General features: G+C 67.9%; 18 protein-coding genes. 5 read left to right on the plus strand and 13 right to left on the minus strand.

Going from position 1 to position 18,666, the window contains the following annotated elements:
* Positions 1 to 183: 183 nt before the first annotated feature.
* The 4 genes from gyrB to dnaA form a co-directional block, all read right to left on the minus strand.
* Complete coding sequence (gene gyrB / locus ACVCMB_RS12170; RefSeq protein WP_447107067.1) at positions 184 to 2,631, minus strand: DNA topoisomerase (ATP-hydrolyzing) subunit B; 2,448 nt, start codon at positions 2,629 to 2,631, stop codon at positions 184 to 186.
* Positions 2,632 to 2,728: 97 nt separating this feature from the next.
* A complete protein-coding gene (recF, locus tag ACVCMB_RS12175) occupies positions 2,729 to 3,811 on the minus strand; it encodes a DNA replication/repair protein RecF (RefSeq protein ID WP_447097694.1) in 1,083 nt (360 codons plus the stop codon).
* A gap of 96 nt (positions 3,812 to 3,907) precedes the next feature.
* Positions 3,908 to 5,008, minus strand: coding sequence for a DNA polymerase III subunit beta (gene dnaN, locus ACVCMB_RS12180; RefSeq protein ID WP_447107068.1), 1,101 nt, complete (start codon positions 5,006 to 5,008; stop codon positions 3,908 to 3,910).
* 268 nt (positions 5,009 to 5,276) lie between these two features.
* The gene (gene dnaA, locus ACVCMB_RS12185; protein ID WP_395120765.1) at positions 5,277 to 6,611 is read right to left on the minus strand and encodes a chromosomal replication initiator protein DnaA; all 1,335 of its coding nucleotides are present in this window, start codon (positions 6,609 to 6,611) and stop codon (positions 5,277 to 5,279) included.
* Positions 6,612 to 6,799: 188 nt separating this feature from the next.
* On the opposite strand from dnaA, the gene rpmH reads away from it, so the two are divergent.
* From rpmH to mnmE, 4 genes are all read left to right on the plus strand, one after another.
* On the plus strand, positions 6,800 to 6,934 hold the full coding sequence (rpmH, locus tag ACVCMB_RS12190; RefSeq protein ID WP_007809828.1) for a 50S ribosomal protein L34: 135 nt from the start codon (positions 6,800 to 6,802) through the stop codon (positions 6,932 to 6,934).
* Between the two features lie 14 nt (positions 6,935 to 6,948).
* Entirely contained in the window at positions 6,949 to 7,353 is a 405-nt protein-coding gene (gene rnpA, locus ACVCMB_RS12195; RefSeq protein WP_395120766.1) for a ribonuclease P protein component, read from the plus strand.
* A gap of 62 nt (positions 7,354 to 7,415) precedes the next feature.
* Positions 7,416 to 9,158, plus strand: a complete 1,743-nt coding sequence (gene yidC, locus ACVCMB_RS12200; RefSeq protein ID WP_447107069.1) for a membrane protein insertase YidC — start codon at positions 7,416 to 7,418, stop codon at positions 9,156 to 9,158.
* Positions 9,159 to 9,286: 128 nt separating this feature from the next.
* Positions 9,287 to 10,633 carry a tRNA uridine-5-carboxymethylaminomethyl(34) synthesis GTPase MnmE gene (gene mnmE, locus ACVCMB_RS12205; RefSeq protein ID WP_447107070.1) on the plus strand — a complete coding sequence of 449 codons (1,347 nt, stop codon included), beginning with the start codon at positions 9,287 to 9,289 and terminating at the stop codon, positions 10,631 to 10,633.
* 13 nt (positions 10,634 to 10,646) lie between these two features.
* Here the strand turns inward: mnmE and rbsK are convergent, their stop codons facing one another.
* The 8 genes from rbsK to lptM form a co-directional block, all read right to left on the minus strand.
* A complete protein-coding gene (rbsK, locus tag ACVCMB_RS12210; protein WP_447107071.1) occupies positions 10,647 to 11,531 on the minus strand; it encodes a ribokinase in 885 nt (294 codons plus the stop codon).
* Positions 11,532 to 11,715: 184 nt separating this feature from the next.
* Positions 11,716 to 12,348: a hypothetical protein gene (locus tag ACVCMB_RS12215; protein WP_395120770.1), complete on the minus strand. Its 633-nt coding sequence runs from the start codon at positions 12,346 to 12,348 to the stop codon at positions 11,716 to 11,718.
* 28 nt (positions 12,349 to 12,376) lie between these two features.
* A complete protein-coding gene (gene hslU / locus ACVCMB_RS12220; protein ID WP_447097688.1) occupies positions 12,377 to 13,720 on the minus strand; it encodes an ATP-dependent protease ATPase subunit HslU in 1,344 nt (447 codons plus the stop codon).
* A 70-nt stretch (positions 13,721 to 13,790) separates the two neighbouring features.
* Complete coding sequence (gene hslV, locus ACVCMB_RS12225; protein WP_395120772.1) at positions 13,791 to 14,345, minus strand: ATP-dependent protease subunit HslV; 555 nt, start codon at positions 14,343 to 14,345, stop codon at positions 13,791 to 13,793.
* Positions 14,346 to 14,495: 150 nt separating this feature from the next.
* Entirely contained in the window at positions 14,496 to 15,401 is a 906-nt protein-coding gene (locus ACVCMB_RS12230) for a tyrosine recombinase XerC (protein ID WP_447101314.1), read from the minus strand.
* Positions 15,402 to 15,408: 7 nt separating this feature from the next.
* Positions 15,409 to 16,101: a DUF484 family protein gene (locus ACVCMB_RS12235; protein WP_395120773.1), complete on the minus strand. Its 693-nt coding sequence runs from the start codon at positions 16,099 to 16,101 to the stop codon at positions 15,409 to 15,411.
* Between the two features lie 68 nt (positions 16,102 to 16,169).
* On the minus strand, positions 16,170 to 17,039 hold the full coding sequence (gene dapF, locus ACVCMB_RS12240) for a diaminopimelate epimerase (protein WP_395120774.1): 870 nt from the start codon (positions 17,037 to 17,039) through the stop codon (positions 16,170 to 16,172).
* A gap of 1 nt (position 17,040) precedes the next feature.
* On the minus strand, positions 17,041 to 17,223 hold the full coding sequence (gene lptM, locus ACVCMB_RS12245; protein WP_395120775.1) for an LPS translocon maturation chaperone LptM: 183 nt from the start codon (positions 17,221 to 17,223) through the stop codon (positions 17,041 to 17,043).
* 101 nt (positions 17,224 to 17,324) lie between these two features.
* On the opposite strand from lptM, the gene ACVCMB_RS12250 reads away from it, so the two are divergent.
* Positions 17,325 to 18,014 (plus strand): hypothetical protein, encoded by a 690-nt coding sequence (locus ACVCMB_RS12250; protein ID WP_447107072.1) that lies wholly within the window; start codon positions 17,325 to 17,327, stop codon positions 18,012 to 18,014.
* Positions 18,015 to 18,026: 12 nt separating this feature from the next.
* Here ACVCMB_RS12250 and ACVCMB_RS12255 read toward each other — a convergent pair whose 3' ends face one another.
* Positions 18,027 to 18,500 (minus strand): GNAT family N-acetyltransferase, encoded by a 474-nt coding sequence (locus ACVCMB_RS12255; RefSeq protein WP_447097685.1) that lies wholly within the window; start codon positions 18,498 to 18,500, stop codon positions 18,027 to 18,029.
* Between the last annotated feature and the right edge of the window lie 166 nt (positions 18,501 to 18,666).

Here is an 18,666-nt window from a genome sequence, read left to right on the forward strand (position 1 = left end):
GCGTAACCCTATCCGGGCCCGGATAACAAGTTGCGCTGCGGCATAAAAGATCTTTTCAGATCAACAGGTTAGGCACAAACTAAAGTGTCGCCGAAGGCCGCGCCCCCAGCCTTGCTCAGCGGCGGTCGGCGATCACCGGCTGCCGGCGCCTGCCACGTCACGGCAGGCGCCGGTGGTGCCTCGTCAGATATCCAGGTTGGCAACCTTGAGCGCGTTGGCCTCGATGAAATCACGCCGCGGCTCGACCGCCTCGCCCATCAGCATGGAGAACATCTGGTCGGCGACGATCGCATCCTCGATGCCGACCTGCAGCATGCGGCGGGTTTCCGGGTTGACCGTGGTATCCCACAGCTGCTCCGGGTTCATTTCGCCCAGGCCCTTGAAGCGCTGGATGCTGCGCCCCTTCTTGGCCTCCTCCAGCAACCAGTTGCGGGCGTCGACGAAGCGGAGGATGCCGCGCGAAGCATTGCCCCGGCGCACCACTGCATCGGGCTGGACCAGGCCGGCGATCTGCTGGTTGATCGCCAGGATCGGACGGAACTCGGCGCTGCCGAAGAACGGCTGCGGCAGGAACCAGGTGTGGCTGAGCCCGTGCTGTTCGCGGATTACCTCGATGGCCGCCGGCTGCGCCGCGCCGGCGGCCTCGGCGTGCGCCGGTCGCAGGCGCAACGTGTAATGCGGCTTGCCCAGCCCGCTCGCGCTGAGCTTGAGCGTCACGGCGTCCAGCCAACCCTGCATGGCCTCGGCATCGGCCCACAGCGCCGGCACCAGCGGCGGATGCTCCAGCATCGCGGTGAGCACCGCGGGGTCGAAGCGATGTGCCAGTCGGGCGATCTGGTCCAGCGCGCTCTGGTAGCCGCGCAGCAGCTTTTCCAGCGCCTCGCCGGTGATGGGCGGCGCCTCGGGGCTGTACTCCAGCGCAGCGTTGTCCACCGCGCTGGAGATCAGGTAGTCGTTCAGCGCAGTGTCGTCCTTGATGTACAGCTCCTGCTTGCCCTGCTTCACCTTGTACAGCGGCGGCAGGCCGATGTAGATGTGGCCGCGCTCGATCAGCTCGGGCATCTGGCGGTAGAAGAAGGTCAGCAGCAGGGTGCGGATGTGCGAGCCGTCGACGTCGGCATCGGTCATCAGGATGATGCGGTGATAGCGCAGCTTGTCGGGGTTGTACTCGTCCTTGCCGATGCCGGTGCCGAGCGCGGTGATCAGGGTGCCTACCTCGGCCGAGGCCAGCATGCGGTCGAAGCGCGCCTTCTCGACGTTGAGGATCTTGCCCTTGAGCGGCAGCACCGCCTGGGTCCTGCGATTGCGGCCCTGCTTGGCCGAACCGCCGGCGGAGTCACCCTCGACCAGGAACAGTTCGCACAGCGCCGGATCCTTCTCCTGGCAGTCGGCCAGCTTGCCGGGCAGGCCGGCGATGTCCAGCGCGCCCTTGCGCCGGGTCATCTCGCGCGCCTTGCGGGCGGCTTCGCGGGCACGGGCGGCGTCGACCACCTTGGAGGCGATCGCCTTGGCTTCGTTCGGGTGCTCCAGCAGGAATTCGCCGAGCTTCTCGTTGACGACCTGCTCCACCACCGTCTTGACCTCGGAGGAGACCAGCTTGTCCTTGGTCTGCGAGGAGAACTTCGGGTCGGGCACCTTGACCGACAGTACCGCGATCATGCCCTCGCGCATGTCGTCGCCGGACAGGGCGACCTTGGCGTTCTTGGCCAGGCCTTCCTTCTCGATGTAGTTCTGCAGCGAGCGGGTCAGCGCGGCGCGGAAGCCGGTGAGGTGGGTGCCGCCGTCGCGCTGCGGGATGTTGTTGGTGAAGCAGAACATCGTCTCGTTGTACGAGTCGGTCCACTGCATCGCCACCTCCACCACGATGCCGTCCTGCTCTGCGGTCAGGCTGATCACGTTCGGGTGCAGCGGGGTCTTCATCTGGGACAGGTGCTGCACGAAGGAGCGGATGCCGCCCTCGTACGCAAACGTGTCCGAGCGCCCTTCCCCGCGCTCGTCTTTCAGCTCGATGGTGACGCCGGAGTTGAGGAAGGCCAGCTCGCGCAGGCGCTTGGCGAGGATCTCGTAGTGGAAGTCGATGTTGCTGGTGAAGGTGGCCGGGCTGGGCAGAAAACGAACGGCAGTGCCGCGCTTGTCCGACGGGCCGACCTCCTTCAGCGGGAACAGCGGCTCGCCGAGCGAGTATTCCTGCAGGTATTCATGGCCGTCGCGGTGGATGGTCAGCCACAGGTGGTCGCTGAGCGCGTTCACCACGGAAACGCCCACGCCGTGCAGGCCGCCGGAGACCTTGTAGGAGTTGGCGTCGAACTTGCCGCCGGCATGCAGCACCGTCATCACCACCTCGGCGGTGGAGCGGTGCTCCTCCGGGTGCATGTCGACCGGGATGCCACGACCGTTGTCGGCGACGCTGACCGAACCATCCTCGTGGATCATGACCACGACCCTGTCGCAGTAGCCGGCCAGGGCTTCGTCGATCGAGTTGTCGACGACCTCGAACACCATGTGGTGCAGGCCAGTGCCGTCATCGGTATCGCCGATGTACATGCCGGGGCGCTTGCGCACCGCCTCGAGGCCCTTGAGTACCTTGATGTTGCTCGAATCGTAGTGGGATTCGTTGAGGGGTTCGTTCATGCGGAGGTCGTTTCCTGGCGCCAGCGACCCGGCCCGACGCGGCGCCGTGATCGGCCGGGCAAGGGTTATGCAACCTGCGAAAGGTGCAACCCTTCGATTATAGCAGGCGCGCTATCTGGCCTTGTTCCACGTGGAACACGCGTGCGGAGGTCGCCTGCAACGCCGGCGGCAATTCGGTGCCGGTCAGCAGCACCTGGGCGTGGACGTCTTGCAGTTCGGCCACCACAGCCGCCTGGTGCGACTGGTCCAGCTCGGAGGCAAGGTCGTCCAGGCACACCACCGGCCAGTCGCCATGTTCCTGTGCATACAGGGTAGCTTGCGCCAATACGCAGGCCAGCGCAGCGAGCTTCTCCTGGCCGCGCGACAGGTGCTCGCGCAGCGGGGCCCGTTCGAAAGAAAGCGTCCAATCGGCGCGGTGTGGACCCAGGCTAGTGTGCCCCCGCGCCTGATCCCGGCCGCGCTGCGTCGCCAGCTGATCGGCAAGCGGCAGCTCGTCCGACCAGCCACGGCGATAGCGCAGTTCCATCGCGCCCAACTCCGGCAGCAAGGCCGCCATGCTGACTTCGAGGCAAGGTCGCAAGCGGTCCAGGTAAGCGCGGCGCTGCAGGTCGATGCGTTCTGCGGCCTGCGAAAGCTCCCGTTCCCACGGTTCGCACAGGTCATCCGACGGCGTCACTCCCGCGCGCAGCAAGCTGTTGCGCTGCTTCAGCGCGCGCTGGCAGCGACGCCACAGCGCCAGGAAATCCTGTTCCACGTGGAACACGCCCCAATCGAGATAGCGCCGACGCTCCTCGGCCGGGCCGGCGATCAGCGCATGTGAGCCAGGCTCGAAGCAGACCACCGCGCAGGCCTGCACCAGCTCGCCGATCGACGCGGCCTCGCCGTTGATACGCGCCTCCCAGCGCGCGCCCGAACGCCCCAGCCCCAAGCGTTCGACATCAGACTCATCGCGGTGGCGCACCTCGGCAAACAAGGCCAGTTGCGCCATGCCCCGCTGCACCAGCGCCTCGCGCGCGCCGGAACGAAACGAGCGTGCGTGCGAAAGCAGAAAAGCGGCCTCCAGCACGCTGGTCTTGCCGGCACCGTTGTCGCCGATGAACACGTTGATTGCCGGGTCCAGCGCCAGGCTGACATCGGTCAGGCAGCGCAAGCCGCAGATACGCAATTGTTCCAGCCTCATGCGGACCGACACCCCAGACGACAACGCCGGGGCTCCCTGCGGAGACCCCGACGCTGCTGGTGACGACGCCTGATCGCAACGACCACGAGAGCCGCGTCAGAGCCGCAGCGGCATGATCACATGGCGCGCCTGCTCGTTGTCGTGCTCCTGCACCAGGCAACTGGACTGCGCATCGCGCAGGCTCAAGCGCGCCTTGTCGCCGCGCAGGGCCGCGAGGGCATCGAGCAGGTAACCCACGTTGAAGCCCACCGCCAGGTCGGAGACATGGGTGTCGGCCTCGACCTCCTCCACGGCTTCTTCCTGTTCCGGGTTGTGCGCCACGATGCGCAGCTTGCCTGGCGACAGTTCGAGCCGCACGCCGCGGTATTTCTCGTTCGACAGGATCGCTGCGCGCTGCAGCGCCCCCCGCAGCACTTCGCGGTCCAGCGTGGCGGTCTTGTCCGCACCCAGCGGAATCACCGCCTCGTAATCCGGGAAGCGACCGTCGATCAGCTTCGACGTGAAGGTGACATTGCCTCGGCGCACGCGCAGATGGTTGCGGCCGAACTCCAGCTCCACCTCGCCGTTACCGCCTTCCAGCAGGCCGATCAGCTCGTTGACGCCCTTGCGCGGGATGATGATCTGGCGGCGGGTGCTCACCGAGCTCTGCAGCTCCGTCTGCTTCATCGCCAGGCGATGGCCGTCGGTGGCCACGCAGCGCAGGCTGTGTTCCTGCAGGTCCAGCAGCATGCCGTTGAGGTAGTAGCGCACGTCCTGGTTGGCCATGGCGAACGCCGTGCGCTCCATCAGGTCGCGCAGCACCTCCTCCGGCAGGTTGACCTTCTCGACCACCTCGATCTGGTCCACCGTGGGAAATTCGCTGGCCGGCAGCGTGGTCAGCGTAAACCGGCTGCGTCCGGCGTGCAGTGCCACGCGGTCACCGTTCAACTTCAGCTCGATATGGGCGCCGTCGGGCAATGCGCGCACGATGTCGAACAGCTTTCGGGCCGGGATGGTGATCTCGCCGTCGGCGAGCTTCTCCGCCTCGGTGACCGCGATCATCTCGACTTCCAGGTCGGTACCGGTAAGCGAGACCTGACCGTCTGCCACCTTGAACAGCAAGTTGGCCAGTACCGGCAGCGTCTGGCGCCGTTCGACCACACCCACTACCTGTTGCAGCGGCTTGAGCAGAGCTTCACGTTGGATGCTGAATTGCATGGTGGGCTTCCCTTTACCTGCTGTTCTTTCTTTTGAAAAGAAGTGTAGTGGCTGTTGTTGTACTTGTGGAGAACCGGTCTTTGTCGTTTTTTGTCCGCAAAATCAACTTGTTACGATCTGTTTTCTGTGTGCAGTGCAGGCCGGCCAGGCAGTGCATGACTTGTGGATAACCTGGCAGGTCCATTCATCCACCCATTATCCACAGCTTGGCCCCAACTTGCCCCGCATTCTCGCGCATTCCCGGCGCGCAGGCCCGCCCGCGCGCGCGTCAACCGGTGAGCGTGCGGATCAACTGTTCCCAGTCCTGGCGCATGCGCACGTCGGTTTCGAGGAACTTGCGGATCGTCTTGCAGGCGTGCATCACCGTGGTGTGGTCACGCCCGCCGAACGCCTCGCCGATCTCGGGCAGGCTGTGCTCGGTCAGTTCCTTGGACAAGGTCATCGCGATCTGCCGCGGCCGCGCCAGCGAGCGCACGCGCCGCTTGGAGAGCAGGTCCTGCAGGCGCACGTTGAAGTATTCGGCGGTGATCTTCTGGATGTTGGCGATGGTGACCGCCTGGGCGTGCGTGGCCAGCAGGTCGCGCAGGGTCTCCTCGGCAAAATCGGTGGTGATGGGCCGCCCGTAGAAGTTGGCACGCGCCGCCAGCGTGTTGAGCGCGCCTTCCAGGTCGCGCACGTTGGAGCGGATGCGCTTGGCCAGCAGCATCGCCACGCTCTCGTCCATGGCTACGCTCTTGTCGTGTGCCTTGGACAGCAAAATTGCCGCGCGCGTCTCGAAATCCGGCGGTTCGATCGCCACGCTCAGGCCCCAGCCCAGGCGCGACTTCAGGCGCGGCTCCAGCTTGTCCACTTCCTTGGGATAACGGTCGCAGGTGAGGATGATCTGCTGCTTGGACTCGAACAACGCGTTGAAGGTGTGGAAGAATTCCTCCTGCGTGGTGTCCTTGCCCGCGAAGAACTGGATGTCGTCGATCAGCAGCGCGTCGACCGAACGGAAGCGGCGCTTGAACTCGTCCATGCTCTTGGCGCGCAAGGCTTCGATCATCGAGCCGACGAACTGCTCCGAGTTCAGGCACATCACCTTGCAACCCGGGTTGCGCTCCAGCATCAGGTTGCCGGCGGCGTGCATCAGGTGGGTCTTGCCCAAGCCGGTGCCGCCATACAGCAGCAGCGGGTTGTACGCGCGCCCCGGATTGGTGGCCACCTGCATCGCGGCGGCCTTGCCGAGCTGGTTGGACTTGCCCTCGACGAAGGTTTCGAAGGTGTAATGCGGGTCGAGATTGTGGTGGAAAGCCTGCGTCGCCGCCGCAGGGGCGGGCCGGGTGGGCGTGGCTGCTGCCGATTTGGCCGGCTCCGCCCGACGTACACTGGAACCCACCTCCAGCCGCACCGGCATGGCGCGGCCAGCCAGCTGCCCCAGTACCTGCTCGATTTGCGCCAGGTAGCGCTGGCGCACCGTGTCCAGCGTGTAGGAATTGGGGGCGAACAGCTGCAAGCCGTCGGCATCGTCACGCGCCTGCAGCGGCATCAGCCAGGTGTGCAGGTCTTCGGCGCTCAGATCGCCTTCCAGACGCTCAAGGCAGCGCCGCCACAGATCACTCATGAATTCGATCAACCACGACTTGGGGCGCTTGCGCGCAGGGTGATGGGCTAGTCTAGCAGCAGCCCCCGCGGTGCCGGACCGGCGCCGTCGCCGCGTCGCGCAAGGCGCGGGCTGGCGCGATTTGACAGCCGCGGCTCCGACCGGACATACTCTCCAACCTTTTACTCACATTCCCTTCGGAGCAACCCATGAAGCGGACTTTCCAGCCCAGCAAGCTCAAGCGCGCCCGTACCCACGGTTTTCGCGCACGCATGGCCACCGCCGACGGCCGCAAGGTGATCAACGCCCGTCGCGCCAAGGGCCGCAAGCGCCTGATCCCGTAATCGGGCGCGGCGTGATGTCCAGCGCCGGTCTGCCGCGCGAGGCGCGGCTGCGTCGGCCCGGTGAATTCGCCGCCTTGCGAAACAGCAGCGGACGCGCAGGCGGCCGCTGTTTTCATTTGCGCTATCGCGACAACGAGCTGGGCGGCGCGCGGCTGGGCCTGGCCATTTCCAAGCGGGTGTCCAAGCGCGCAGTGGAGCGCAACCGGATAAAGCGTCTGGTGCGCGAGTCGTTCCGGCGCGTGCGCCACCGCCTTCCCGCGATCGACCTGATGGTGATGGCGCGCGAACAGGCCGCCGGCGTGCCCGGGCCGGAGTTGCTGGGCGAGCTGGAAGCCCTGTGGCAAAAGCTGCCGGCCCGCGCGGCTGACCCGGCCGAACCATTGAAGCGAATCGACGGTCCCCCCACAATCGAGCGCTGACCTTTTTCCAAGCTTCCGCGGCGAGACCCTCGAGTCGTGGCGTTACCCGGATCTGCTACGCGATGAATCAAACGCGCAACTTCCTCCTGTTTGCCCTGCTGGCCGTGGCCTATTTGCTGTTCATGGCCTGGGAAAACGACCACGCACCCAAGCCGGCGCCGACCCCTGCAGCCACTGCCAGCCAGGCCGTCCCGACGTCGGCGGACGGCAGCGTGCCCGCCGCGATGGCGGTCGCGTCGAGCGCCGCGCCTTCGAGCACGGCGGCAACCGTCGCCACCCATGAGCCATCGGCACCCGCGAGCGCGCAGCTGATCACGGTCGACACCGACGTCCTGCACCTCACGATCGACACCCGCGGCGGCAGCCTGGTGCACGCCGAACTGCTGGCCTACCCGCAGCAGGCGCCGACCCACAAGAACCCCACCCCGCCGCCCGTCGTGCTGCTGGACAACAGCCCCACGCATTACTTCGTGGCGCAGAACGGCCTGGTCAGCAGCAGCGACACCGCGCCGGCCGACCAGCCCAACCACCTGGCGCTGTTCCACAGCGAGAAGACCAGCTACACCCTGGCGCCGGGCCAGGACGAACTCCAGGTCGCGCTGACCTGGCGCGACGCCGCCGGCCTGGCGGTCACCAAGACCTACACCTTCAAACGCGGCAGCTACGTGGTGGGCCTGAGCCAGCGCATCGACAACGGCGGCAACACGCCGTGGCAGGGCAACGCTTACCAGCAACTGCAGCGGATCGCGCCGCCCAAACCGTCCAGCTGGTTCAGCCATTACACCGATCCCGAGCAGCGCAGCTTCATCGGTGCGGCCTGGTACACCGGCGAGAAGTTCGAGAAGCTCGGCTTCAAGGATTTCGGCGAGAAGAAAGACGCGCTCGACAGCGAGATCAAGGGCGGCTGGGCGGCGATGCTGCGACTGTACTTCGTCACCGCGTGGATTCCGCCGGCCAGCCAGACCAACCACTACGTCACCCAGACCATCGATCCGGACAGCGCCCACCCGCGCTACCTGATCCGCACGATGAGCCCGACGCTGAACGTGGCCGCCGGGCAGAGCCTGACCACCGAAGCGCGGTTGTACGTGGGCCCGAACCGGCAGGGCACGCTCGATGCGATCGCTCCCGGGCTCGATCTCACCATCGACTACGGCATGTTCAAGGCCATCGCCGTGCCGATGCACTGGATCCTGTCGCAGTTCCACGCGATCACCAGGAACTGGGGCGTGGCGATCATCCTGCTGGTGCTGCTGATCAAGGGCCTGACCTGGAAGCTCACCGCGATGCAGTACCGCTCCAGCGCGCGCATGCGCAAGCTGACGCCGCGGCTGCAGGCGCTGAAGGAGCGTTACGGCGACGACCGCCAGAAGATGCAGCAAGCCACCATGGAGCTGTACAAGAAGGAGAAGGTCAACCCGATGGGCGGCTGCCTGCCGGTGCTGATCACGCTGCCGGTGTTCTACGGCCTGTTCTTCGTGCTCGAGTACAGCCTGGAGCTGCGCCACGCGCCGTTCCTGTGGATTCCCGACCTCAGCGCGCCCGATCCGTGGTACATCCTGCCGATCATCTACGCCATCGTGATGCTCGGCACGCAGTGGCTGAACCCCGTCGCCGCGGGCATGGACCCGACCCAGGCGAAGATGATGAAGGTGATGCCGTTGCTGTTCACCGTGATGTTCGCCTTCTTCCCCGCCGGCCTGTGCCTGTACTACGCGGTCAACGGCCTGGTCGGGCTGGGCCAGCAGTGGTGGGTGACCCACCACATCGATCGCGAAGGCGAGGCCAGGGCCAAGGCGGCGTAGCTCTTCGCCGAACGGGCAACCGACAGCCGCGACCGGGCGACCGTCGCGGCTGTTTCGTTTCTGGCGTCGCGGCGGAGTCGAAGGACATCGCATCCATCCCGACTCGCACCGCCCTGTAAAGTCCACCCATGACCACCGAGACCACCGACACCATCGCCGCCATCGCCAGCGCCCCCGGCGCGGCCGGCGTCGGCGTGTTGCGCGTCTCCGGTCCCGCCGCGCCAGCCATCGCGCAAACCCTGCTCGGCCGCGCACCGCAACCTCGCCATGCCCACTTCGCCGCGTTTCGCGATGGCGCCGGCGAACTGATCGACCGCGGCTTGCTGCTCTACTTTCCCGCCCCCGCCTCCTACACCGGCGAACATGTGCTGGAGCTGCAGGGCCACGGCAGCGCCGTGCTGCTGGACGCATTGCTGCGCCGCTGCTGCGAACTTGGCGCGCGACTGGCGCGCCCAGGCGAGTTCACCGAACGCGCATTCCTCAACGGCAAGCTCGACCTGGCCCAGGCCGAAGCCGTCGCCGACCTGATCGCTGCCCGCTCGCAGGCCGGTGCGCGGGCCGCGCTGCAATCGATGGAAGGCGTGTTCTCGCGCAAGGTCGGCGCGCTGCTGCAAGCGCTGATCGCGCTGCGCGTGCACATCGAGGCGGCGATTGATTTCCCCGAAGAGGAAATCGACTTCCTCGCCGACCCCGCCATCACCGCGCAACTCGCCAAGCTGCGCCGCGAACTGGCCGACCTGCTGCGTGAAGCGCAACGCGGCGTGCGCCTCAACGACGGACTCAAGGTGGCCATCATCGGCCGCCCCAACGCCGGCAAATCCAGCCTGCTCAACGCGCTGGCCGGCAGCGACCGTGCCATCGTCACCCCGATCGCCGGCACCACCCGCGACGTGCTGCGCGAAAGCCTGAGCCTCGACGGCATCGTGCTGGAACTGGCCGACACCGCCGGCCTGCGCGACACGGAAGACGAAGTCGAACGCGAAGGCGTGCGCCGCGCCCACGGCGAACTGCAACGCGCCGACGTTGCCCTGCTGGTCACCGACGCCGCGCACGCCGGCGCCGACCTCGCCTTCTTCGCCGCGTTGCCGTCCCAGGTAGAGCGCATCGTGCTGGTCAACAAGATCGACCGCGACGGCCTCGCCGCACATGACGAATGGCGTGAAAGCGTCTACTGGCTATCGGCCTCTGCCAGAACCGGCGACGGCCTCGATCTCCTGCGCGACCACCTCAAGCACGTCGCCGGCGCCGGCAGCGGCGAAGGCGCCTTCAGCGCCAGACGCCGCCACGTGCTCGCCCTCCAGTCCGTGCGCGACCATCTCGATCGCACCGCCGCCATCCTTGCCACCACCCGCGCCGGCGAACTTGCTGCCGAGGAATTGCGCCAGGCCCAGCACGCGCTGGGCGAAATCACCGGCCACTACAGCAGCGACGACCTGCTGGGCGCGATCTTCAGTTCGTTCTGCATCGGCAAATAGCCCGTCGGGGCCGCTACGCGAGGAACCTGTCCAGCTCGCGCCCGGTGGGCATGCCGCCCTGCGCGCCCAGCTTCGTCACCGACAGCGCGGCGGCCGCGCAGGCCTTGCGTACCGCTGCGGCCAGGCCTTCTTTCAGGAACACCGCCAGCGTCGCGTTGAAGGTGTCTCCGGCGCCGGTGCTGTCGACCACGTCGACCTTGAAGCCGGGCTGGTGCAGCGGTTCGCCCTGTTCGCGATACCAGGCGCCTTCGCCGCCGCGGGTGAGCACGACCGGGCATGGGGCGCGTTGCATCAGCGCCTTGAAGTCTTCGGTGGGATCGGCGCCGAGCAGGATCGCCAGCTCGTGCTGGTTCGGGGTGACGTAGCGGGCGAGTTTGAGCCAGTCGATGGGCAGTTTTTGCGCGGGGGCAGGATTGAGGATCACCGGCACCCCGAGGCGGTGGCCCAGGCGCACGGTGGCTTCGACGGTTTCCAGCGGGATTTCCATCTGCACCAGCACGGCGTCGGCCCGTTCGAGCAGCGAACGCGCGGCTTCGACGTGGGCGGGCGTGACGCGAGTGTTGGCGGCGGGCACCACGATGATCTGGTTCTCGCCGCCGGCGACGGTGATCGAGGCGGTGCCGCTGGCGCTGTCGTCGAGGCGCGCGACGTGGGTCAGGTCGACGTGTTCGGCGGCGAGGCCGGCGTGCAGCTGGTCGCCGAAGGCGTCGCGGCCGAGCGCGCCGACCAGGGCTACCTCGGCGCCCAGCCGCGCGGCAGCAACCGCCTGGTTGGCGCCCTTGCCGCCGGGCACGGTGAGGAAGCGTTCGCCGAGGATGGTCTCGCCGGGGCCGACGAAGCGCGGCGCCTGGGTGACCAGATCCATGTTGATGCTGCCGACGACGACGATGCGGCTCATGCGTGCTCCACGGCGGACGGGCTTTCAGGATGAATCCGAAAGCTTACCCGTTGGCGCGACGAGTTGGGTGCGACCGCGACCCCGCAGGAGCCCGCTCGCGGGCGATGCTCTTAATGCTTTTGCGATTCCCGATTCCCGGCCAAAAAGGCATCGCCCGCAAGCGGGCTCCTACGGGAGGAGGGGTTCAGGGCGAGGGCGCGCGACCGAGGCCGCTGGCATCGCCGGGCAGCAGGGCCGGGGCGGGGCCGGCCACAGCCAGCAGGGATTGGGCGTAGCTGTCTTCCATGCTGATGGTGGAGACCTCGTCCCAGCTGAAGAACGAGACCTCGCGCATCCACTCCGCGTCCGGGCTGAGTTCCTGCATGTAGAAGCCGTCGTCCTCGACGCTGACCAGCCGGCCGATGTAGCAGACCTCGGACTCGTCCTCGCTGTCCACGTGCACGCCGATCACCGGTGCCTGGGCGCCGGCGGCCTGGACCACCTCGCGGATGCTGTCCAGCGGGAAGCCGCGCGGCATCCGCGGCAGGATGTGCTTGAGCGCCAGCGCCTTCTCGAAGAAGGCATGGTGCTTGTCGGGTGCTTCGAGCTCGGAGATGTCGCGGTGCCGCATCACGTACATGCCGTCGTAGGTGATGCCGTCGCCGACCACCCAGAGCAGGAAGAACTCCCGCCCCACCCCGCCCACGTAACCGCAGAAGCTGCCGTGTTCGAGGTCTTCACGCCACAACCGGATCAGCGTCTGTTTCTGTTGCGCCTCGCGCAACTGGGCGCGCTGGCCGGTGTTTTTCAGTTCGATAACGTTGTTCACGATGTCCATTTTAGCAGATCGGGGTGATCTGCCGGCTTTACAGGATGTAGCGGCTGAGATCCTCGTCACGAACCAGGTTGGCGAGGGAGTTGTCTACATGTTGGGCGTCGATCTTGTATTTTTCGCCGGATTTATCCGCAGCTTCGAAGGAGATTTTTTCCAGCAGCCGCTCCATCACGGTGTGCAGCCGGCGGGCGCCGATGTTCTCGGTGCGCTCGTTCACCTGGAACGCCACCTCGGCCAGGCGGTCGATGCCGGAGTCGGCGAACTCGATGGTGACGCCCTCGGTGCCGAGCAGGGCCACGTACTGCTTGGTCAGCGCGTTGTTCGGCTCGCGCAGGATCCGCTTGAAGTCGTCCACGCTGAGCGCGGAGAGCTCGACCCGGATCGGCAGTCGGCCCTGCAGCTCGGGGATCAGGTCCGAGGGCTTGGCCAGCGAGAACGCGCCGGAGGCGATGAACAGCATGTGGTCGGTCTTGATCGGGCCGTACTTGGTCGAGACGGTGGAGCCTTCCACCAGCGGCAGCAGGTCGCGCTGGACGCCCTCGCGGCTGACCCCGGCGTGGCCGTGGTCGCTGCGCTGGGCCACCTTGTCGATCTCGTCGATGAAGACGATGCCGTTCTGCTCGGCGTTCTCCATCGCCTGGGCGCGGATCTCCTCGTCGTTGAGCAGCTTGCCGGCCTCCTCGTCGATCAGCAGCGGGCGGGCCGCCTTGATCGCGAGCTTGCGGGTCTGGGTCTTGGCGCCGCCCAGGTTCTGGAACATCTGGCGCAGTTGCGCGCCCATCTCCTCCATGCCCGGTGGCGACATGATCTCCACGCCCACGTTCATGGCGAAATCCAGCTCGATCTCGCGCTCGTCCAGCGCGCCTTCGCGCAGCTGCTTGCGCAGCTTCTGGCGGGTGTCGCTGTCGATGGCGGGAGCGGCCGGTGCGTCGTGGCTCCAGTCGGTCGGCGGGGACTGCCGGCGCGGCAGCAGCGCATCGAGGATGCGATCCTCGGCGCGGTCTTCGGCCTGTGAACGCACGCGCTTGATCGCCTGCTCGCGGGTCAGCTTGTAGGCGCCGTCGGCCAGGTCGCGGATGATCGACTCGACGTCCTTGCCGACGTAGCCCACCTCGGTGAACTTGGTCGCCTCGACCTTCACGAACGGCGCGTTCGCCAGCGTCGCCAGCCGCCGCGCGATCTCGGTCTTGCCCACGCCGGTGGGCCCGATCATCAGGATGTTTTTCGGGGTGATCTCGTTGCGCATCTCCACCGGCAACTGCATGCGTCGCCAGCGGCTGCGCAGCGCCACCGCCACCGCACGCTTGGCGTCGTGCTGGCCGATGATGTAGCGGTCGAGTTCGTTGACGATTTCGCGGGGGGTGAGTTCGGACATGGGCTTCGCCGGGAACAGGGGAGGGGGAACAGGGAATCGGAAAAGCGTGGGCTACCAGGAAATGCTCTGGCTATTCCCCATTCCCTGTTCCCAGCTCCTCGATGGACACGTTGTGGTTCGTGTAGATGCAGATGTCGCCGGCGATCTTCAGCGCCTTCTCGACGATGGTGCGGGCGTCCAGGTCGGTGTTTTCCAGCAGGGCCATCGCGGCGGACTGGGCGAACGGGCCGCCAGAGCCGATCGCGATCAGCCCGTGCTCGGGTTCCACCACGTCGCCGTTGCCGGAGATCAGCAGCGAGGTTTCCTTGTCGGCTACCGCCAGCATCGCCTCCAGTCGGCCGAAGCGGCGGTCGGTGCGCCATTCCTTGGCCATTTCCACCGCGGCGCGGGTGAGGTTGTTGTTGTGCTTCTCGAGCTTCTGCTCGAACAGTTCGAACAGGGTGAAGGCGTCGGCAGTGGCGCCGGCGAAACCGGCCACCACCTCGCCCGTCTTGCCGAGCCGGCGCACCTTGCGCGCGTTGCCCTTCATCACCGTGTTGCCCAGCGTGACCTGGCCGTCGCTGCCGATCACGACGCGGCCGTCGCGGCGCACGCAGACGATGGTGGTGGCGTGAAACGATTCCATGGGTGCTCCGCAAGAGGATGTCTGAGCGGATGAGATGGGGCCGTGGGCGGCGGGCTTCAATGCGCGGGCCAGGAGTGAGTGAAGAGGAGTGAGAAGTGAGAGAAAGCCGGGCTCGTGGTCTGCTCTCTCTCATTCCTCACTCCTCTCCACTCACTCCTCGCTTTTCGCCCCTCGCTTCACCCGTGCTCGCGGATGCGCGGCGTCGTAGACCTTGGCCAGGTGCTGGAAATCGAGGTGGGTGTAGATCTGGGTAGTGGCGATGTCGGCGTGGCCGAGCAGCTCCTGCACCGCACGCAGGTCGCCGGAGGATTCCAGCATGTGGCTGGCGAAGGTGTGCCTGAGCAGATGCGGATGGATGTGTTTCGGGATGCCCTGCTGCAGCGCGAGGGTGTTCATGCGCAGCTGGATCGTGCGTGGATGGATCGGCGCGCCGCCGCGGCCGCGGAATACCGGGCCGTCCGGCGGCATGCCCTGCTCGGCGCCGAGCGCACGAAGCGCGGCCACGGCGTGGCGGCCGACCGGCACGATGCGCGTCTTGCTGCCCTTGCCCAGCACGCGCACCTCGCCGTCGTCGAGCTTGAGGTCGAGCCAGCGCAGGCCGCACAGCTCGGACAGGCGCAGGCCGCTGGAGTAGAACAGCTCCAGCATCGCGCGGTCGCGCACGGCGAGCTTGCCGCCGCTGTCGGTCTCCACCAGCGCGGTGGCCTCGTCCACGTCGAGCACCTGCGGCAGCTTGCGGCGCACCTTGGGGCCGCGCACGCCGAGCAGCGGATCGTGGCTCAGCGTGCCCTCGCGACCGAGCTGGCGGAACAGGCTGCGGCAGGAAGAGAGCAGGCGCTGCAGGCTCTTCGGCGCCAGCCCCGCGCGATGTTCGCCGGCGATGAACGCGCGCATGCGCGCGCCGTCGAGTGCTTCGAAGGTGCCTACCTGACCTGCCGCCATGAAGCGCAGCAGCTTGTCCAGGTCGCGCCGATAGCCGGCGACGGTGTGCGGCGAGGCGTGGCGTTCGCCGGCGAGGCGGGCCAGCCAGGCATCGACTTGGCCGGCCGGAGTCACTACCGGCTCAGGAGACATCCCGCGAGCGCGCCAGCGCGGCGGTGATGGTGGCGGAGATCATCCTCAGGAACAGCGTGCCCATGCCCGGCTGGAAGCGGTTCGGGTCGGCGCTGCCGATGGCCAGCATGCCGGCGTCGCCCAGCGGGATCAACGCCACCGACTGCAGTCCGGTCGCGTGCTCGCCGAACAGCCGCGCCAGCTTGTCGGCCGACAGGCGGCCGGAGCTGGGCTCGCCCTTGTGCAGGAAATCGGCGAACTCGGGCAGCGCCGCCGCGCCGCCGGCGATCTGCTGCAGCCAGTCGGCGCGCGGCAGCTTGGGTTCGGCCCCGAACAGCAGCAGGCTCACGCGCTCGGTGTGGAAATCCGCGCTGAGCCGTGCGATCACCGTGCGTGCAGTGACCTCCATCGTGCTGGCGCGCAGCAGCGCCACGGTCAGGCCGTGCACGCGTTCCATCAACTTCTCGTTCTCGGCGGCGATCTCGACCAGTTCGGCCAGCCGCCGCTCCAGCTCGGCGTTCTTGTCGCGCAAGCTCTGCATCTGGTAGACCGCCAGCGAGGCCACCGCGCCGCCGCTCTCGCGCGGCGGCATGGTCAGCTTGGCGGCGAGCTCGGGGTACTCGCTGAGGAATTCCGGGTGCCGCTTCAGGTAGGCGGCGACCACGCGGGCCTGGGTGGCGTCGTCGAGCAGGGTAGCGGTCATGCGCGGAGATCCTGGAGCGGGGCGGGCGGGGCTTGCCTGCCGCAGTGTGCGATGGACGCGCGCGGGCTTCAACCGGCCGGCGGCGGTTCGACGCGGGGAAGCGCCCATTCGCCCTCGAAAACGAAGGCCGCCGGGCCGGTCATCCAGAGCGCATGGCCGGCGCCGGCCCAGTCGATGCGCAGGCTGCCGCCGGGCAGCGCCACCGCGACGCGCTCATCCACTTCGCCACGCCGGCGCAGCACCGCCATCGCGGCGCAGGCCCCGGTGCCGCAGGCGCGGGTCCAGCCGGCGCCGCGCTCGTGCACGCGCAGGCGCAGGTGGCTGCGGTCCAGCCGCTGCACGAAGCCGGCGTTGGCGCCTTCGGCGAAGCGCGGATGCCGGGTCAGCAGCGGGCCGAGCCGTTCCAGCGCGGGATCGGCCAGGTCATCGACGGTCACTACCGCATGCGGATTGCCCATCGAGACGGCGCCGATGTCCAGCGTATCGCCGCCGACCTCGATCGGGTAATGCGCGGCCGTCGCCGCGGCCGCGAACGGAATCCGCGCCGGTTCGAAGATCGGCTCGCCCATGTCCACGGTGACCTCGTCCGGTGCGAGCACGCGCACCGTCACCGGTCCGGACGGACTCTCGATGCGCACCGCCTGGTCCAGCGCCAGCGCGCCGGCACGATGCAACCACGCCGCCACGCAGCGCACGCCGTTGCCGCACTGGCCTGACGGCGAGCCGTCGGTGTTCCAGATGCCGTAGTAGAACGCGCACGACGGATCGCGCGCCGGCTCCACGCTGAGCAGCTGGTCGAAGCCCACGCCGGTGTGGCGATCACCCAGCGCGCGGATCTGCACCGCGTCGAGCGCGAACGCCTGCCGCCGGCAGTCCAGCACGACGAAGTCGTTGCCGCTGCCGTGCATCTTGGAAAAGCGCAGTGGCGCCGGCGCCATCTCAGTGCTCGCCGGAAGCATCCGCGGCCACGCTGGCCGGCATCGCCGGTGCCGGTGCGCTGGTGGCCGGTGTCGGCGGCGGCGCGGTTCGTGCCGGCGGCAGCACCAGCGGTCCCTTGTTGCCGCAGCCGGCAAGCAGGGCGACGACGAGGGCGAGCGGCAGCAACAACAGGGATCGGCGCATGGCGGGGTTCCTCAGCAAGTGGCCAGTATAGCGAGGCACCCGCGGTGCGCCGGCTATCATGGGGCGGCGGCGCGTGCCGCGCGACGACGAGGGTGGATGCGATGGACTGGAGCGCCTTGCTGCGCATGCCGATGACGGTGCTGCTGGTGCTGGCCGCGGTGTTCGCGCTGGTCACCCTCGCGCAGCTGGTGATGCTGCGCCGGCACCTGCAGGCGCGTCGCCGCGCGGCGGCCAGCTGGCGGGCGCTGCTGTGCGTGGCGGCGTTTGCGCTCACCCTGTTGCTGGCCGGCACCGGCGCCGCGCTGCGTGGCTACCACCTGCTGGGCGAGGAGGCGTCGGTGGTCGAGATCGACGCGCGCATCCTGTCGCCGCAGCGCTGGGCGCTCAACCTGACCTGGCCCGACGGCAGCACGCGCGAGGTCGAACTGGCCGGCGATGCCTGGCGCGTCGAGGCGGTCGTGCTGAAGTGGAAGCTGCCCGCGCTGCTGGCCGGCGTGCCACCGCTGTACCGGCTCGATCGGCTCTCCGGCCGCTACGACGATCCCGCGCAGGAAATGACCGCGCCGCGCACGGTGATCAGTTTCGAGCCGGCCGGTGCGTTCGACCTGGTCAAGCTGGGCAAGACGCACCCTGCGTGGCTGCCGGAACTCGACACGGTCTACGGCAGCGGCGCGTTTCTGCCGCTGGTCGACGGCGGCCACTACACGGTGAGCCTGATGCGCACCGGCGCGCTGGTGGCGCGGGCGGACGACGCCACCGAGCAGCGCATCCGCCACCCGCTGGGCGGCTGACGCGCGACGCGATCAATCCAGCGCCTGCTCGTAGCGCCAGGCGTCGGTGCCGTCCTCGTAGTAACGCCGATACGCGCCGAAACGGCGGAAGCCCGCGCGCTCGTACAGGCGGATCGCCGCGGCGTTGTCCGGACGCACCTCCAGCCGCAGCCGGTCGCAACCGCGCCGTCGCGCGGCGGCCGCGGCCGCCTGCAGCAGCGCCGCGCCGATGCCCAGGCCGCGCGATTCGGGTCGCGTCGCCAGCGAATACACGCGCGCCACCCGGCTGCGCTTGCGGAAAAACAGCACCGCGCTGCCGAAGAAATCGTGGCGGCCGCCGCTGGCCACCAGCACTTGCGCCGAATCGCTGTCCAGGTGGCGGCGGTATTGCGCCCGGCTCAGGCGGTCGCCGTCGAACGCGTTTTGTTCCAGCGTCACCAGGTCGTCGAGATCGGAAAGATCCGCGCGGCGCACGCGCGCCGGTGCGGTGACGGGCAAAGACGGCATCGAGGGTGGTATCCGTGGCATCAGGCAGGGCAATCCCGCGGACTCTAGCAGGCGCTGCACAGGCTGGCGCGGGCGGGCATTTACGTCTCCTTCAGTGCCATCCCTTGTGTCGTCGCGGCGCTGTGCCAGACTGCGCACTTTGCGCCGCCGCCCGCCCCGGGCGCGA

It is taken from the genome of Rhodanobacter sp. UC4443_H10 (assembly GCF_052978325.1).

Coding starts and splice junctions, on each gene's coding strand:
- lptM (WP_395120775.1), bottom strand. CDS start 17,223: ATGCGCCGATCCCTGTTGTTGCTGCCGCTCGCCCTCGTCGTCGCCCTG.
- ACVCMB_RS12235 (WP_395120773.1), bottom strand. CDS start 16,101: ATGACCGCTACCCTGCTCGACGACGCCACCCAGGCCCGCGTGGTCGCC.
- ACVCMB_RS12215 (WP_395120770.1), bottom strand. CDS start 12,348: ATGGACATCGTGAACAACGTTATCGAACTGAAAAACACCGGCCAGCGC.
- ACVCMB_RS12250 (WP_447107072.1), top strand. CDS start 17,325: ATGGACTGGAGCGCCTTGCTGCGCATGCCGATGACGGTGCTGCTGGTG.
- mnmE (WP_447107070.1), top strand. CDS start 9,287: ATGACCACCGAGACCACCGACACCATCGCCGCCATCGCCAGCGCCCCC.
- hslV (WP_395120772.1), bottom strand. CDS start 14,345: ATGGAATCGTTTCACGCCACCACCATCGTCTGCGTGCGCCGCGACGGC.
- gyrB (WP_447107067.1), bottom strand. CDS start 2,631: ATGAACGAACCCCTCAACGAATCCCACTACGATTCGAGCAACATCAAG.
- ACVCMB_RS12255 (WP_447097685.1), bottom strand. CDS start 18,500: ATGCCGTCTTTGCCCGTCACCGCACCGGCGCGCGTGCGCCGCGCGGAT.
- dapF (WP_395120774.1), bottom strand. CDS start 17,039: ATGGCGCCGGCGCCACTGCGCTTTTCCAAGATGCACGGCAGCGGCAAC.
- rnpA (WP_395120766.1), top strand. CDS start 6,949: ATGTCCAGCGCCGGTCTGCCGCGCGAGGCGCGGCTGCGTCGGCCCGGT.
- dnaA (WP_395120765.1), bottom strand. CDS start 6,611: ATGAGTGATCTGTGGCGGCGCTGCCTTGAGCGTCTGGAAGGCGATCTG.
- dnaN (WP_447107068.1), bottom strand. CDS start 5,008: ATGCAATTCAGCATCCAACGTGAAGCTCTGCTCAAGCCGCTGCAACAG.
- rbsK (WP_447107071.1), bottom strand. CDS start 11,531: ATGAGCCGCATCGTCGTCGTCGGCAGCATCAACATGGATCTGGTCACC.
- yidC (WP_447107069.1), top strand. CDS start 7,416: ATGAATCAAACGCGCAACTTCCTCCTGTTTGCCCTGCTGGCCGTGGCC.
- hslU (WP_447097688.1), bottom strand. CDS start 13,720: ATGTCCGAACTCACCCCCCGCGAAATCGTCAACGAACTCGACCGCTAC.
- rpmH (WP_007809828.1), top strand. CDS start 6,800: ATGAAGCGGACTTTCCAGCCCAGCAAGCTCAAGCGCGCCCGTACCCAC.
- recF (WP_447097694.1), bottom strand. CDS start 3,811: ATGAGGCTGGAACAATTGCGTATCTGCGGCTTGCGCTGCCTGACCGAT.